The 14084-nt window shown below is 74.9% G+C and carries 17 protein-coding genes; 7 read left to right on the forward strand and 10 right to left on the reverse strand.

Going from position 1 to position 14084, the window contains the following annotated elements; genetic code table 11:
* Window positions 1-7 precede the first annotated feature (7 nt).
* Window positions 8-241: a DUF3046 domain-containing protein gene (locus FHN55_RS16895; protein WP_139713505.1), complete on the forward strand. Its 234-nt coding sequence runs from the start codon at window positions 8-10 to the stop codon at window positions 239-241.
* Window positions 238-768, forward strand: a complete 531-nt coding sequence (locus FHN55_RS16900; protein WP_139713506.1) for a hypothetical protein — start codon at window positions 238-240, stop codon at window positions 766-768. Before FHN55_RS16895 ends, FHN55_RS16900 begins: the two co-directional genes overlap by 4 nt.
* Here FHN55_RS16900 and FHN55_RS16905 read toward each other — a convergent pair.
* A complete protein-coding gene (locus tag FHN55_RS16905; RefSeq protein ID WP_139713507.1) occupies window positions 743-1597 on the reverse strand; it encodes a bifunctional 2-polyprenyl-6-hydroxyphenol methylase/3-demethylubiquinol 3-O-methyltransferase UbiG in 855 nt (284 codons plus the stop codon). The two genes, FHN55_RS16900 and FHN55_RS16905, sit on opposite strands and share 26 nt — an antisense overlap.
* Before the next feature lie 5 nt (window positions 1598-1602).
* The gene (locus FHN55_RS22850; RefSeq protein ID WP_180357910.1) at window positions 1603-1767 is read right to left on the reverse strand and encodes a hypothetical protein; all 165 of its coding nucleotides are present in this window, start codon (window positions 1765-1767) and stop codon (window positions 1603-1605) included.
* 94 nt (window positions 1768-1861) lie between these two features.
* Between FHN55_RS22850 and FHN55_RS16910 the strand changes: the two genes are divergently transcribed.
* Entirely contained in the window at window positions 1862-2821 is a 960-nt protein-coding gene (locus FHN55_RS16910; RefSeq protein WP_257571087.1) for a GlxA family transcriptional regulator, read from the forward strand.
* A gap of 6 nt (window positions 2822-2827) precedes the next feature.
* Here FHN55_RS16910 and FHN55_RS16915 read toward each other — a convergent pair whose 3' ends face one another.
* The 7 genes from FHN55_RS16915 to FHN55_RS16945 are packed head-to-tail and all read right to left on the reverse strand — an operon-like array spanning window position 2828 to window position 9711.
* Complete coding sequence (locus tag FHN55_RS16915; RefSeq protein WP_139713508.1) at window positions 2828-3994, reverse strand: ABC transporter substrate-binding protein; 1167 nt, start codon at window positions 3992-3994, stop codon at window positions 2828-2830.
* The gene (locus FHN55_RS16920) at window positions 3991-4752 is read right to left on the reverse strand and encodes an ABC transporter permease subunit (protein ID WP_139713509.1); all 762 of its coding nucleotides are present in this window, start codon (window positions 4750-4752) and stop codon (window positions 3991-3993) included. The genes FHN55_RS16915 and FHN55_RS16920 overlap by 4 nt, the downstream gene beginning before the upstream one ends.
* Window positions 4749-5513, reverse strand: coding sequence for an ABC transporter ATP-binding protein (locus FHN55_RS16925; protein WP_218974763.1), 765 nt, complete (start codon window positions 5511-5513; stop codon window positions 4749-4751). The genes FHN55_RS16920 and FHN55_RS16925 overlap by 4 nt, the downstream gene beginning before the upstream one ends.
* Before the next feature lie 8 nt (window positions 5514-5521).
* Window positions 5522-6388 carry an ABC transporter permease gene (locus FHN55_RS16930; protein WP_218974764.1) on the reverse strand — a complete coding sequence of 289 codons (867 nt, stop codon included), beginning with the start codon at window positions 6386-6388 and terminating at the stop codon, window positions 5522-5524.
* On the reverse strand, window positions 6385-7419 hold the full coding sequence (locus FHN55_RS16935) for a TIGR03842 family LLM class F420-dependent oxidoreductase (RefSeq protein WP_139713511.1): 1035 nt from the start codon (window positions 7417-7419) through the stop codon (window positions 6385-6387). Before FHN55_RS16935 ends, FHN55_RS16930 begins: the two co-directional genes overlap by 4 nt.
* 25 nt (window positions 7420-7444) lie before the next feature.
* Window positions 7445-8875 carry a dihydropyrimidinase gene (gene hydA, locus FHN55_RS16940; RefSeq protein WP_139713512.1) on the reverse strand — a complete coding sequence of 477 codons (1431 nt, stop codon included), beginning with the start codon at window positions 8873-8875 and terminating at the stop codon, window positions 7445-7447.
* A complete protein-coding gene (locus FHN55_RS16945; protein ID WP_139713513.1) occupies window positions 8872-9711 on the reverse strand; it encodes a nitrilase-related carbon-nitrogen hydrolase in 840 nt (279 codons plus the stop codon). Before FHN55_RS16945 ends, hydA begins: the two co-directional genes overlap by 4 nt.
* Before the next feature lie 176 nt (window positions 9712-9887).
* Between FHN55_RS16945 and FHN55_RS16950 the strand changes: the two genes are divergently transcribed.
* Entirely contained in the window at window positions 9888-10286 is a 399-nt protein-coding gene (locus FHN55_RS16950; RefSeq protein ID WP_139713514.1) for a hypothetical protein, read from the forward strand.
* 41 nt (window positions 10287-10327) lie between these two features.
* Window positions 10328-11011, forward strand: coding sequence for a serine protease (locus FHN55_RS16955; RefSeq protein ID WP_218974765.1), 684 nt, complete (start codon window positions 10328-10330; stop codon window positions 11009-11011).
* Here the strand turns inward: FHN55_RS16955 and FHN55_RS16960 are convergent.
* Window positions 10997-11965, reverse strand: coding sequence for an EamA family transporter (locus tag FHN55_RS16960; protein ID WP_139713516.1), 969 nt, complete (start codon window positions 11963-11965; stop codon window positions 10997-10999). The genes FHN55_RS16955 and FHN55_RS16960 overlap by 15 nt on opposite strands.
* A 67-nt stretch (window positions 11966-12032) precedes the next feature.
* Between FHN55_RS16960 and FHN55_RS16965 the strand changes: the two genes are divergently transcribed.
* Entirely contained in the window at window positions 12033-12587 is a 555-nt protein-coding gene (locus FHN55_RS16965; RefSeq protein ID WP_139713517.1) for a CGNR zinc finger domain-containing protein, read from the forward strand.
* On the forward strand, window positions 12584-13939 hold the full coding sequence (locus FHN55_RS16970; RefSeq protein WP_139713518.1) for a M20/M25/M40 family metallo-hydrolase: 1356 nt from the start codon (window positions 12584-12586) through the stop codon (window positions 13937-13939). Before FHN55_RS16965 ends, FHN55_RS16970 begins: the two co-directional genes overlap by 4 nt.
* Window positions 13940-14084: the final 145 nt, after the last annotated feature.

Consider the following 14084-nt stretch of genomic DNA (forward strand, 5'->3'; position numbering starts at 1 on the left):
TCGGGGGGTGCGCCACAGCGAGTTCTGGCAGCTGGCCGACGCGGTCTTCGGCCCGGAGTACGCCCGCTCCCTCGCCTCCGACATCGTGCTCAGCGACCTCGGGGGCCGCTCCCCGGTGCAGGCCCTCGACGACGGCGTCCCGCCGCGCGACGTCTGGGTGGCGCTGTGCGACGCGCAGGACGTCCCGGAGGACCGGCGCTGGCTCGACACCCGCGAGGCCAACCGCCGCCGGTCCCGGTGACCGCAGCGGTCCGGCGCCCGCTGGTCCTCACCGGGCCGCCGGCGGTCGGGAAGACGACGACGGGCCGGGCGCTCGCCGAGGCGAGGGACCGCGCGGCGTACGTCGACGTCGACGACCTGCGCCAGCTGGTCGTCTCCGGCGGCCAGCCGCCGTGGCGCGGCGCGGAGGGCGCTGCCCAGGCGCTGCTCGGTGCTTCGGGCGCGTGCGCGCTGGGCCGGGGGTTCGTGGAGGCGGGCTTCGACGTCGTCGTCGCTGACGTGCTCACCCCGGCCACGGCCGCGGTCTACCGGGTGGGTCTGCCCGGCGCGCTGGTGGTCCACCTCGTGGTGGACCTCGTCGAGGCGCAGCGGCGCGCCGCCACGCGGCCGGTGTGCATCACCGAGGAGGAGTTCCTCGGGCTGCACGCCCGCGACCTCGCCGCGCCGCCGCCGGCCGACGTCGTCCTGGACGTCACCGGGCTCGACGAGCCGGCGCAGCGGACTGCGGTCGAGGAGGTGTGGGTCAGGGCTTCGTCGCCTGCAGGGTGAAGCTCAGCGGCACCCGGTCGGCGGCCTCGCCGGGCAGCGCCCACTCCCCGGCACCGTCGGCAGAGGGCACCTCGACCATGTGCGCCATCGCCTGCCAGGGGATGCTGCGGTGCTCGGCCAGGCCGGTGACCTGCAGCCCGGCGTCCAGCACGGCCGTGACCAGCTCGCCGAGGCCGTGGTTCCACTCGGCGCTGCGGGTGTGGGTGAAGACGTGGTCGGTCTCGACGTAGGTGCCGGGCTCGTCCCACACCGTCGGCTCGGGCCGCTCGAAGTACGGGAAGGCCAGCACCAGCTCGCCGTCGGTGCGGTCCTGGTCGAGGGCGAGCAGCGCGGGGTGCCCGTCGCGCACCAGGAGCCGGCCGCCGGGGACCAGCAGGTCGGCCACCAGCCGGGCCCAGTCGGCGATGCGCGGCAGCCAGCACAGCGCGCCGATGCCCGTGTAGACCAGGTCGTAGCGGGCCGCGCCCACCGCGGCCAGCACCGCTTCGCCGTCGCTGACGTCGGCGCGGTGGTAGTCGATCTCAGCCCCGGCCCGGGAGGCGAGGGCGCTCGCGTGGTGCAGGGCGCCGGGGGAGAAGTCGACCCCGGTCATCCGCGCGCCGAGCCGGGCCAGGGAGAGCGTGTCGGTGCCGAGGTGGCACTGCAGGTGGACGCCGCGGGTTCCGCGGAGGTCCCCGAGCCGCGGCCGGTCGAAGGCCACGACGTCGGAGATCTTGTGCGGGTCCTCGACGTAGGCCTCCAGCACGTAGCCGGTGCCGGGGGCGGCGTGCGCGGCGGCGCGCTCGTCCCAGTTCGCGAGGTTCAGGTCCACCGCTGCGCGCTCGTCCACGCCGCTCATCCTTCCCGGTAGGCCCGGGACGGCAGGTGCTCGGCGCTCCAGTCGGCGTGGGAGGCGGGAGGCGTGCGGCGCCCGTACCCGTCGCCGCGCACGGCGAGCAGGAGGACGGCGACGACGACGAGCACCGGGACGGTGGCGGCCAGGGCCACGAGGATCTCCATGTCTCGATGTTGGCGCCCGTCGATGTTCGGCCACCAGTGGCAGAGATGCCATGCCTCATCGACTTCCTGCCACGTCCCGTGGCAGGCTGGGCCCGTGCCGATCCACGACGTCGCCGTCCTCGTCCTGCCCGGGGTCGCCCCCTTCGAGCTGGGCATCGTCTGCGAGCTCTTCGGCCTCGACCGCAGCGACGACGGCCTGCCCGTCTACGAGTTCGCCCTGGTCACCGAGCACCCCGGACCCGTGCGGACCAACCAGGGCTTCACCGTGGGCGTGGAGCACGGGCTCGAGCGCATCGCCTCCGCCGACCTCGTGGTCACCACCCCGGTGCCCCGGGGGACGACGGCGAGCCCCGCCGTCGTCGCGGCGCTGCGCGCGGCGCACGAGCGCGGCGCGCAGTTCCTCGGCGCCTGCAGCGGCACCTACGTGCTGGCGGACGCCGGGCTGCTCGACGGGCGGCGCTGCACCACGCACTGGAAGTACGTCGACCACTTCGCCGCCCAGTTCCCGCAGGCGACGGTCGACTGCGACGTCCTCTACGTCGAGGACGGACCCGTCATCTCCAGCGCCGGCTCCGCCGCCGCCATCGACGCCGGGCTGCACCTGCTGCGCCGCGAGCTGGGCGCTGCCGCCGTCGCGAAGATCGCCCGGCGCATGGTCGTGCCGCCCCACCGCGACGGCGGGCAGGCCCAGTACGTGCCCGCGGCCGTGCTGCCGCCGGAGGCGTGCTCCGACGACGACCTCGCCGCCCTCCACGTGTGGGCCCTGGAGCACCTCGACGAGGACCTGTCGGTGGAGCGCCTCGCCGCGCACGCGCGGATGTCACCGCGCACCCTGGCGCGCCGCTTCACCGACGCCTCCGGCACCTCACCCGCGGCCTGGGTGGCGCGGATGCGCCTGCAGCGCGCGCAGGAGCTGCTCGAGACCACCGACCTTCCCGTCGACGAGGTCGCCGCGGCCGTCGGGTGGGGCTCCGGCGCGGTGCTGCGGCACCACTTCAGCCGCCTGGGGACGACCCCGCTGGCCTACCGCCGCACCTTCGCCGGAGCCCGCTGAGCGTGCTCAGGCGCCGCCCTCGGTGAGGGTCACGGTGGTCGGCGCGAAGGACGAGCCGACCACGTCGACCCCCTCGCCCTCCAGCGCCTCCAGTGCTGCGCTGACGTGCTCGTCGGTGTACGCGTCGCTGTCGGGCTCCTTGGTGATGACCGTCGCCCCGTCGGCGTTCTTGGTCTGCAGCGCCACCTGCACCGTCTGGTCCCACAGGGCCGTGTCGAAGGAGCCCACACCCGCCGACGGGCTGGGCCAGATCAGCTTGTTCACCTCGTTGACCTGCCACAGCTGGTGGCTGGCGCCGAGCGTGGAGCCTGCGGCCACCGTGATGTCACGGGCCTTCTCGGGGTTGTCGCGGGCGAAGACCCAGCCTTTGAGGGAGGCCTTGACGAAGGCGGTGGTCTGGTCGGCGTAGGCGCTGTCGGACAGCTTCTCGGTGTTGGCCCAGATCGCGTCCTGCAGCATCGCGGTGCCCACCTCGTTCCAGTCCAGCGTGGTGAGGTCGCTGGGCTGGAACAGCTGTCCCGTGGCGGGGTTGACCGCTTCGAGCACCTGCGCGTACTCGTTGTAGGTCATGGCCTGGGCCGCGGCGATGTCGCCGGCGATGAAGGCGTTCATGTCGAACTGCTGCTGCACCAGCGTCACGTCCGTCGCGGGGTCCAGCCCGGCCTGCGTCATGGCGGCGAACAGCTCGAACTCGTTGCCGAAGCCCCAGTTGCCCACGGTCTTGCCGCGCAGGTCGGCGACGCTGGTGATGCCGGCCGAGGCGAAGGACACCTGCCGCGTGCCCGAGCGCTGGAAGACCTGGGCGACGTTGGTGATCCCCGCACCCTGCTCCCGGCTGGCCAGGGCCTTCGGCACCCACGCGATGGCGTAGTCGACCTGCCCCTGGGCCAGCACGGTCTGCGGGACGATGTCGGTGCCGCCGTCGACGATGGTCACGTCGAGGCCCTCGGCCTCGTAGTACCCCTGGTCGAGCGCGGCCAGGTACCCGGCGAACTGCGCCTGCTTGAACCACTGCAGCTGCAGCTTCACCGGTGTCAGGCCCCCCGAGGAGGAGCCGGACCCGCTGGCGGCGGTGCCCGTCCCGGCGGTGTCCGCGGTGCCGCAGGAGGCGAGCGCGCCCGCTCCGGCGGCGGCGAGGGCGCCGGTGAGCAGGGAGCGTCGGGTGATGATCATGTGGTCCTCCGGTTCCAGGGGGTGGTCAGGCGCTCGGCCGCCAGGGCGGCCGCGTAGAAGAGCAGGCCGAGGGCGCAGGCAGCGGCGACGTACGCCCACGCCCGCGGGTAGGCGCTGTTGGCCGCGGCGGAGGTGATCCGCGAGCCCAGCCCCGACTGCAGACCGCCGAAGTACTCGGCGACGACCGCGGCGATGACGGCGCCCGCCGCTGCCAGGCGCAGCCCGGTGAAGACGTGCGGCAGGGCCCCCGGCAGGGTCACCGTCCGCGTGGCGGCCCAGCCGCTGGCCGCGCACGCCCGCATGAGGTCGGCGTGCACGGGGGCCACGGCCTGCAGCCCGCGCAGGGCGTTGACGAACACCGGGACGAAGACGACGACGGTGACCACCAGCCGGCGCGGCAGCTCGCTGGTCGCCCCGAACATCGTCGCGAAGATCGGGGCCAGCGCCACGATCGGCAGCGCCGCCGCCACCGCCGCCAGCGGCACGAGGGAGCTGCGCAGCCAGCCCAGCCTCGCCGCGAGCGCCGCTGCGACCAGCGCCAGCACGGTCCCTGCCACCAGCCCCCACAGCGCGTTGGCGCCGGTGGCCAGCGCCGCGGACACCACCTGGGGGAGCACCGCCTGCAGCGCCTCGAGGATGGCCAGCGGACCGGGCAGCACGAAGGTCGCCACCCGTCCCACCGTGACCAGGACCTGCCAGGCGACCAGGACCACGACGGCGACGACCACGGGCGCCGCCGGCGCCAGCAGGCGCCTCACCGGACCGCCGCGGGCGCGCGCAGCGCCTCGCGGACCACCGTGGTGGCCGCGAAGAACTCCGGTGACTCGCGCACGTCCGTAGGCGACCCGGTGGCCCGCAGCGGCAGGTCGACGTCGACGACGGCGGCGATCCGGCCCGGCCGCGGCGACATCACCACCACCCGGTCGGACAGGTACGCCGCCTCCGAGACGGAGTGCGTGACCAGCAGCACCGTCGTCCCCTCGCGGGACCTGATGCTCAGGAGCTCGTCCTGCAGGCGCTCGCGGGTCATCTCGTCCAGCGCCCCGAAGGGCTCGTCCATGAGCAGCAGCGCCGGCCGGGGCGCCAGCGCCCGGGCGATGGCCACCCGCTGCTGCATGCCGCCGGACAGCTGGCTGGGTCGGCGACCGGCGACGTCGGCCAGGCCCACCACCTCGAGCAGCTCCTCCGCCCGGGCGCGGCGCTCGCGGGCGCCGACGCCGTGCAGCTCCAGCGGCAGCTCGACGTTGCGGACCACCGTGCGCCACTCGAGCAGGCCGGCCTGCTGGAAGGCGATGCCGTAGTCCTGCGCCTCACGAGCGGCGCGCGCGGTCTTGCCGGCCACGCTGACGGTTCCGGTCGTGGGGGTGAGCAGGTCGGCGACCAGGCGCAGCAGGGTCGACTTGCCGCAGCCGCTGGGGCCGATGAGCGTGACGAACTCGCCGGCGGCCACGGTGAGGGAGACGTCGTCGAGCGCCGTCGTCGTCCCGAACCGCTGGGTGACGCCGCTGACCTCGATCATGGACCCGCTCATGCCAGACGCCCCCGGCGCAGCACCGCGGCGTCGAGCACAGCGACCAACCCGGCCGCCACCAGACCCAGTGCCGCGGCGCCGAGCACCGCGGCGTAGACCCGGGCGGGGGAGGAGGTCGCCTGCTGGGCGTACTCGATGATCAGCCGGCCGATGCCGCCGCGGGTGCCGGTGGAGATCTCCGCGACGATCGCGCCGACCACCGCGCCGGCCGCGGCCAGCCGCAGCGAGGGCACCACGAAGGGCACCGAGGCGGGCAGGCGCAGGTGCACGAGCTCCTGACGCCAGCTCGCGGCGCAGGAGGCGAACAGCTCCTGCTCGGTGGCACTGGCGGCGTGCAGGCCGCGAAGCAGCCCCACGGCGACCGGGGAGAAGGACAGGAAGGCGCTGATGACGACGACGGACGCCTCCGGCGACCACGCCCACGACCCGAGGCGCAGCACCCCGCCCCACCCGGCCACGAGCGGGGCCAGGGCGATGATCGGCACCGTCTGGCTCAGCACCACCCACGGCAGCAGCCCGGCCTCCAGCAGGCGCAGCCGCTGCATGAGCAGGGCCAGCACCGCCCCGACGAGCCCGCCGAGCAGCAGCCCCAGCAGCGCCAGGCGCAGCGAGGTGAGCGCACCGGAGAGGACGGCCGCACCCACGGACCGCGAGCCCGCCACGCCCGACACCTCGGGGGAGCCGAGGGTGGTGACCACGGTCCACAGGTGCGGCATCGCGCGGTCGTCGGTGCGGGGGAGCAGCCGGGTGGTGCCGATGGAGGCGCCGTTCGCCGGCCCGAGCGCCTTGTAGGTCTCCCACAGGACGGCCAGGACGACGAGCGCGGCCAGCACCGCCCCCGCTGAACGCACTGCTCGCGTCACAGGGCGCCCGCTGAGGGGAGGACGTGGTTGCCGTAGGCGTCGACCACGGCGTCGGCGGCGTCGTGCTGGGCGTAGAGGGCGAACTGGTCGCAGCCCAGCTCGGCGAGCTCCGCGAGCCGCTCCAGCTGGGCGGCCGGCGACCCGAGCACGCAGAACCTGTCCACGACGTCGTCGGGCACGAAGGCGGCGTGGGTGTTGCCGGCGCGGCCGTGCTGGGCGTAGTCGTACCCCTGCCGGGCGGCGATGTAGTCGCTGAGCGCCTTCGGAACGCCCGCACCGTCACCGCCGTACTTGGCGACGATGTCCGCGACGTGGTTCCCGACCATCCCCCCGAACCAGCGGGTCTGCTCGCGGGCGTGCGCGAGCTGGGCGGCGGAGCCGTCGGTGACGTAGGCGGGGGCGGCCACGCAGAAGCGGATGGAGCCGGGGTCGCGCCCGGCGGCCTCGGCGGCCTCCCGCACCTTGGCGATGGTCCACGCGGCGATGGCCGGGTCGGCCAGCTGGAGGATGAAGCCGTCGGCCACCTCCCCGGTGAGCTGCAGCGCCTTCGGCCCGTAGGCGGCCACCCAGACCTCCACCGGTGGGGTGCCCTCGGGGACCCACGGGAAGCTCACCGACGTGGTGCCCTCGCCCTCACCGCGCGTGACGGCGCCGCCGCCGGTGAGGGTGCGGATGGTCTGCACCGACTCCCGCAGCCCGGCGAGCGTCACCGGCTGGCCCTTGAGCGTGCGGACGGCGGAGTCGCCGCGGCCGATGCCGCAGACCACCCGCGGCCCGTGCATCTCCGCCAGCGTCGCGAACGTGCTCGCGGTGACGGTCGAGTCGCGGGTGGCGGGGTTGGTGACCATCGGCCCGACGACGATCCGGTCGGTGGCCTCGAGCATCGTCGCCTGGATGACGTACGGCTCCTGCCACAGCACGTGGGAGTCGAAGGTCCACGCGTGGGAGAAGCCCGCCTGCTCGGCGCGGACCGTGGCGGCGACCACGGCGCGTGCGGGTGGGTCCGTCTGGTAGACGACCCCTACATCCATGACGCGTCCATCCCGCTGCTCCTCGTCATCGCAGGTAGCTCGACAGGCCGCGGCGCACGAAGCGGCCGTGGCCCGCACGGCCGGTCCACACGCCGTCGTCGAGCACCACCGAGCCGCGCGACAGCACCGTCTTCACGCCACCCGTCACGGCGAACCCCTCCCACGCGGAGTGGTCGAGGTTCATGTGGTGGGTGTCCTTGGACAGCACGTGCTGGCGCTGCGGGTCGTAGATCACGACGTCGGCGTCGGAGCCCGGGGCGATGACGCCCTTCTGCGGGTAGAGCCCGAACATCCGCGCCGGCGTGGTGGAGCAGGTCTCCACCCACCGCTCCAGGCTGATCTGCCCGGCGACGACGCCCTGGTGGACGAGGTCCATGCGGTGCTCCACCGTGCCCATCCCGTTGGGGATCCTGCGGAAGTCGCCGCGGCCCAGCTCCTTCTGGTCCTTGAAGCAGAAGGGGCAGTGGTCGGTGGAGACGACGGCGAGGTCGTCGGTGCGCAGGCCCTTCCACAGGTCGGCGTGGTGGCCCTCGTGCTTGCTGCGCAGCGGCGGGGAGGCCACCCACTTGGCGCCCTCGAACGGGTCGCCGTCGGCGGAGACGGCGCCGAGCTGGTCCTCGAGGGTCAGGTAGAGGTACTGCGGGCAGGTCTCGGCGAAGACGTTGCGGCCGGCGTCGCGGGCGGCGGCGACGTGCCCGAGCGCCTGTGACGCCGAGAGGTGCACGAAGTACAGCGGCGTGCCGCCGGCCACCTCGGCCAGGGCGATGCAGCGGTGGGTGGCCTCGCCCTCGAGGACCGGCGGTCGGGTCAGCCCGTGCCACACCGGGGTGGTGTCGCCGCGGGCGGCGGCCTGGGCGGCGAGCACGTCGATGGCGATGCCGTTCTCGGCGTGCATCATGATCAGCGCGCCGTTGTCGCGTGCCTTCTGCATGGCGCGCAGCACCTGGCCGTCGTCGCTGTAGAAGACGCCGGGGTAGGCGGTGAACAGCTTGAAGCTCGTGACGCCCTCGCTGGTGACCAGCCGGTCCATGGCCGCGAGCGCTGCGTCGTCGACCCCTCCCACGATCATGTGGAAGCCGTAGTCGATGGCGGTCTTCCCCTCGGCCTTGGCGTGCCAGGCGGCGAGGCCCTCCTCGACGTCCTGCCCGGCGGTCTGCACGGCGAAGTCGACGATGGTCGTGGTGCCGCCCCAGGCGGCCGCGACGGTGCCGGTGGTGAAGTCGTCGGAGGCCTCGGTGCCGCCGAAGGGCAGGCGCATGTGGGTGTGGACGTCCACGCCGCCGGGCACGACGTAGCAGCCGGTCGCGTCGATGCGCCTGGTGTCGGGCCCGACGACCGCGTCGGCGCCGCCGGGGACGTGCAGGCTGGCGATGACCTCACCGTCGACCAGCACGTCCATGGGCGCGGCGCCGGTGGTGCTGACGACGGTGCCGCCGTGGACGAGGGTGAGCGTCATGGCGTGACCAGCGGGCCGTAGGAGTCGGGGCGGCGGTCCCGGTAGAACGCCCACCGGTCGCGGACGGCGGTGAGCAGGTCCATGTCGAGGTCGCGGACCACGAGCTCGGCCTCGTGGGCGGAGGCGTACTCGCCGACCGGCTTGCCCTCGGGGTCGGCGAAGTAGCTGGTGCCGTAGAAGTCGTCGTCGCCGAGGTCCTCGACGCCCACCCGGTTGATGGCGCCGACGTAGTACTCGTTGGCCACGGCCGCGGCGGACTGCTCCAGCTTCCACAGGTAGTTGGACAGGCCGCGGCTGGTGGCGGAGGGGTTGAAGACGATCTCGGCGCCGTTCAGGCCCAGCGCGCGCCAGCCCTCGGGGAAGTGGCGGTCGTAGCAGATGTAGACGCCCACCCTGCCGACGGCGGTGTCGAAGACGGGGTACCCCAGGTTGCCCGGGCGGAAGTAGAACTTCTCCCAGAACCCCTTGACCTGTGGGATGTGGTTCTTGCGGTACTTGCCGAGGTAGGTGCCGTCGGCGTCGATGACGGCGGCGGTGTTGTAGAGGACGCCGGGCTGCTCCTGCTCGTACACGGGCAGGACGACGACGATGGAGTGCTCGCGGGCCAGCGCCTGGAACCGCTCCACCGTCGGACCGGGGACGGACTCGGCGTAGGCGTAGTACTGCGGGTCCTGCACCTGGCAGAAGTACGGGCCGTAGAAGAGCTCCTGGAAGCAGATCACCTGCGCGCCCTGGCCCGCGGCCTGGACGAGGTAGTCCTCGTGGGCCTTGATCATCGACTCCTTGTCGCCGGTCCAGGTGGTCTGGACCAGGGCGGCGCGGACGGTGCGCGGCATGCGGCCTCCGGTGGTGCGTGGGGTGCTGCGGAACGGGAGGAGGCATGGGTACGCACCGGATGCGTCAGCGGCGTTGCGCCGCGTTTCGCCCCTGTGACGGATGGTCGCGGGGCGCGGCGCCGGTGTTTCTCGTCGAACCCGCCGCGCGCGGCACGCCCAGCGGTCACGATGGGTGGGTGACCCAGCTACCCACCGTGGCGCGGCCCGCGCTGGTGCCGGCGCAGCGGTCGCGGCCTCAGGCCGAGGAGCTGGCTCCGCTGCTGCGCGAGCGCCCGCGCCGGCGCGAGCGGCGCTCGGGCGGTGCGCTCGGCGTCGGCGCCCTGGTGGTGGCCCTGGTGGTGGCGCTGGTGGTGGCGCTGGGCCTGGCCGCCTACCTGTGGGTGGTCGGCGACGCCTGGCAGCAGCGCGCGGAGACCGGCGACGCGGAGCGCGCTGCGCTGGTGGGCACGTCGGAGCAGCTGCAGCAGCGGGTCGACGCGCTGCAGGCTGACCTCGCCGCCTCCGACGCTCGCGTGGAGCAGCTGGCCGCCGAGAAGGCCCGGGCGACGGACCTGCGCGAAGCGGCGGACCGCTGAGGCGCAGCGCCGTCGGTGGGGCCGTCGTCGTCCTGCTCGGTGTGCTGGGGACGGCGGCGTGCGGGGCGGTGCCGCCGCTGCCGCCGGTGGACGCGGTGGCGGCCGACCCGGCGGGGGCAGCGGCCGGCGCCGTCGCGAGCGCCGAGGCCGCTGACGTGCTGCGGACCGCGGTGCGCGCGTCGGTGCGCGTGCGGACGGTCGGCTGCACGAGCGTGAGGACGGGCTCGGGGTTCGCCGTGGACGCGCACACCCTGGTCACCAACGCCCACGTGGTGGCGGGCGCGGAGCAGCTGCAGGTGGACACGTGGGACGGGCACCAGCTGGCGGTGACCGGGTCGGTGACGGCCACCGTGGCCGACCTCGCCGTGGTGAGGACCCGCGAGGAGCTGCCGGCCAGCGTGCCGCTGGCGGGCGCCGACCCCAGCGGCGGCGAGGCCGTCACGGTGGTCGGGTACCCGCACGGCGAGGCGCTCGCCCGGGCCACCGGCACGGTGACCGGTCCCGCCGAGGACCCGCTGCAGGCCGCGGCGGCCGCGGTGCTGCAGCTGGAGGCGCCGGTGGCGCCGGGCAGCTCGGGGTCGGCGGTGGTGGACGGCAGCGGGTCGGTGGTCGGCGTCGTCTACGCGGGTGCGACCACGGGTGAGGACGCCTACGCGGTGCCGGTCAGCACGCTGCGGGCCGCGCTGGCGGCGCGGGGACCGCTGGACGCCTCAGCCCGCTGCTGACGCCGCCGAGGCTCCGGCTCGGCGGTCGCTGCGGACGACGACGACGCCCGCGAGCACCACCGCCCCTCCGACCAGCTGGACGGTGCTCAGGTGCTGGCCCAGGAGCACCCACGCCCACGCGGCGGCGAAGAGCACCTCGGTGAGTGCCACGAACGACGCCGGTGCCGCGGACAGCCGCCGCGCGGCGGCGATGCCGGTGCTGTAGGCGAACGCGGTGGCGATGGCCACCATGCCGAGCACCACCGACCACCACGGGACGGCCGAGCCGGCGAGGGTGGCGTCAGCCGTGCTGAACCCCATCGGCAGCAGCCCGACGAGCGCGGCGGCGCCCAGCAGCGCTGCGCCGACGAGCATGCCCACCCAGGAGAGGGCGAGGGCGGGGACGCCGCCCCCGTCGTGCGCGGCGAGCACGAAGTACACGGCCAGGCAGACACCGGCGACGCCCGCCCACACCAGGCCGCTGCCTCCGGTGAAGCCGTCGCCGCCCACGCCGAGCACCAGGGAGAGGCCGGCGAGGGCGCCCAGGCCGCCGAGGGCGGTGCGCAGGCGGGGGCGCTGGCCGCCGAACGCCCAGGCCCAGGCGACCACCAGCAGGACGCCGGAGTACTCGATGAGCAGGGCCGTCGAGACCGGCACCGTCTCGACGGCGGCGAAGAACCCCAGCTGGCAGCCGGCCATGCCGAAGACGCCGAAGGGGAGGGCCCGCCAGCGGGCCCTCCGCAGCAGGTGCCAGCGGCCGCGGAGCTGGGCGAGGGCGAGGGGTGCGAGGACCAGGGACGCGCCGAGCATGCGCACGATGACCGCGGAGCCGGGCGTCCACCCGGCGGCGAGCAGCGCGTTGGCGAAGATGCCGGACGTGCCGAACGCGGCGGCGGAGGCGAGAGCGAAGAGCAGCCCGCTCTGGGCCGGCAGGGTGGACGATGCCGGGACGGCGGCCACCGGTGCTGCTGTCATGAGTCAAACCCCTCTACGCTTGTGACGCCGGGGCCGACGCTAGTGGTGCGCCGTGAAAGGAGTCAAGATGCTTTTCGCTCATGACACCGAGCGCGAGCTCACCGCGCTCGTCGCCATGGTCAACACGCTCGGCCCCGTCTCCGGCGAGGAGGGCCTGCCCGACGTCGCGGCGCTGGACGCCTTCTGCGAGGAGCACCGCTGGAGCGGCCGGCGCGACCACGACCTCGCCGAGCTCGAGGCCGTCAGGTCGCTGCGCCCGCGGCTGCTCGCGCTGTGGGACCTCGCCCTGGCCGGGGAGGAGGAGCGCTTCGTCGACCTCGTCAACACCCTGCTGTCCGAGGGGCGCGCCCTGCCCCAGCTGGTCCGCCACGACGGCTGGGACTGGCACCTGCACGCCACGCCCGACGACGCCCCGCTGGACCGCCGCATGGCCGTGGAGGCCGGCATGGCGATGGTCGAGGTGGTGCGCCGCGGCGAGCTCGGCCGGCTGCAGCGCTGCGCCGGCGAGGACTGCTCCGACGTCTTCGTCGACCTGTCCAAGAACCGCTCCCGCCGCTTCTGCGACGGCTCGTGCGGCAACCGCGCCGCCGTCGCCGCCTACCGGGCCAGGATGCGGGCGTGAGCGGCGCCGTCGTCGACCCGGTCCACGCGCTCCAGGAGGCGGTGCGCGCCAGGACGACGGCGGGGGAGCGGGCCGCCTTCGCGGCGCTGCACGAGTCGCTGGCCACGAGCTTCCCGCGCGTGTTCGCGCAGCTGGAGCGGGTGGCGGTGCCCGGGGCGCCGTGGGCGCTGCTGCTGCACTGGTCTGGAGCCGGGGGCGCCGCGGGCCAGGCGGCGCCGCTCGTGCTCATGGCCCACCAGGACGTCGTGCCCGCCGGGGCGGAGGGGGCCTGGACGCACCCGCCCTTCGCCGGGGTGCTCGCACCGTCGGCCGAGGGTGAGTCCGTCTGGGGCCGAGGCACCCTCGACGACAAGGGCCCGCTGGTCGTGGTGCTCGCCGCGGTCGAGGCCCTCCTGGCCGAGGGCTTCGTGCCTGCGCGCGACGTGTGGCTCTCCTCCGGGTCCGACGAGGAGACCGGTGGCGCCTCGGCGGTCGCCGCCGTCGAGGTGCTGCGCGAGCGCGGCGTCCGCCCGTGGGCGGTGCTCGACGAGGGAGGCGCCGTCGCCGGGGGAGCGCTGCCGGGCGTGAGGGCACCGCTGGCCGTGGTGGGGGTGACCGAGAAGGGCAGCACGGTGCTGCGGCTCGTGGCCCGCGGGCGGGGCGGGCACGCCTCGACGCCCGCCCGCGGTGGCCCGGTGGCGCGGCTGGCCCGGGCGGTGGTCGCGCTGGAGCGCGCCGAGCGGCGCGCGGTGCTCGGGCCCGTCGAGCTGCCCGCGGCGACGCGGGAGCTGCTCCGCCGGGTGCTGCCGCAGCCGCTGGGCGCCCTGGCGGCCCGGTTCCCGGTGGCGGTGGGCCGCCTGCTCGTCCTCGCCGGGCCGGAGAGCGCCGCCATGGTCCGCACCACCCTCGCCTTCACCGCGATGCGCGGCTCCGACGCCGTCAACGCCGTCCCCGACGAGGCCTGGGTCGGCGTCAACGCCCGCATCATGAGCGGGGACTCCGTCGGTGCGGTGGTGGAGAGGGTGCGCCGGGTCGTGGCGGGCTGCGGCGTGGACGTGGAGGTCGTCGAGCCCGGCGAGCCCAGCCCCACCTCGCCCTTCTCGACGGGCCAGGACGACGACGAGGCCTTCGCGCTGCTCGAGCGGTGCACGGCCGAGGTCTACCCGGACGCGGTGAGCTCGCCCTACGTCGTCATGGCGGCCACCGACTCCCGGGCGTTCACCGCGGTGAGCGAGCGCGTCTACCGGTTCACCCCGCTGCGCATGAGCCGGGCGCAGCGGGCGTCGATCCACGGCGTGGACGAGCACGTCGCCGCCGCCGACCTCCACGACGGGGTGGCGTGGACCACGGCGCTGCTGCGCGGCCTGCCGTGAGCGCGTCGATGTCGAACGCCCGTTCGGTCCGCGGGAGTAGGGTGGGCCCTGTGATCGCAGCGGAGGGCCGTCCGTCCACAGGGCGCGGCCTCGCGGCGACGGACTGTCGGTGGTGGCGCCTAGCGTCGTCCCCGAACGCACCGCA

It is taken from the genome of Streptomyces sp. NP160 (genome assembly GCF_006335115.1).
In the GTDB taxonomy this organism is placed as follows: domain Bacteria; phylum Actinomycetota; class Actinomycetes; order Actinomycetales; family Quadrisphaeraceae; genus Quadrisphaera.

Bases quoted from the DNA above. Each gene is read 5' to 3' on its own strand.
- FHN55_RS16960 (WP_139713516.1), bottom strand. From the start codon at position 11,965: ATGACAGCAGCACCGGTGGCCGCCGTCCCGGCATCGTCCACCCTGCCG.
- FHN55_RS16915 (WP_139713508.1), bottom strand. From the start codon at position 3,994: ATGATCATCACCCGACGCTCCCTGCTCACCGGCGCCCTCGCCGCCGCC.
- FHN55_RS16935 (WP_139713511.1), bottom strand. From the start codon at position 7,419: ATGGATGTAGGGGTCGTCTACCAGACGGACCCACCCGCACGCGCCGTG.
- FHN55_RS16945 (WP_139713513.1), bottom strand. From the start codon at position 9,711: ATGCCGCGCACCGTCCGCGCCGCCCTGGTCCAGACCACCTGGACCGGC.
- hydA (WP_139713512.1), bottom strand. From the start codon at position 8,875: ATGACGCTCACCCTCGTCCACGGCGGCACCGTCGTCAGCACCACCGGC.
- FHN55_RS22850 (WP_180357910.1), bottom strand. From the start codon at position 1,767: ATGGAGATCCTCGTGGCCCTGGCCGCCACCGTCCCGGTGCTCGTCGTC.
- FHN55_RS16925 (WP_218974763.1), bottom strand. From the start codon at position 5,513: ATGATCGAGGTCAGCGGCGTCACCCAGCGGTTCGGGACGACGACGGCG.
- FHN55_RS16965 (WP_139713517.1), top strand. From the start codon at position 12,033: ATGCTTTTCGCTCATGACACCGAGCGCGAGCTCACCGCGCTCGTCGCC.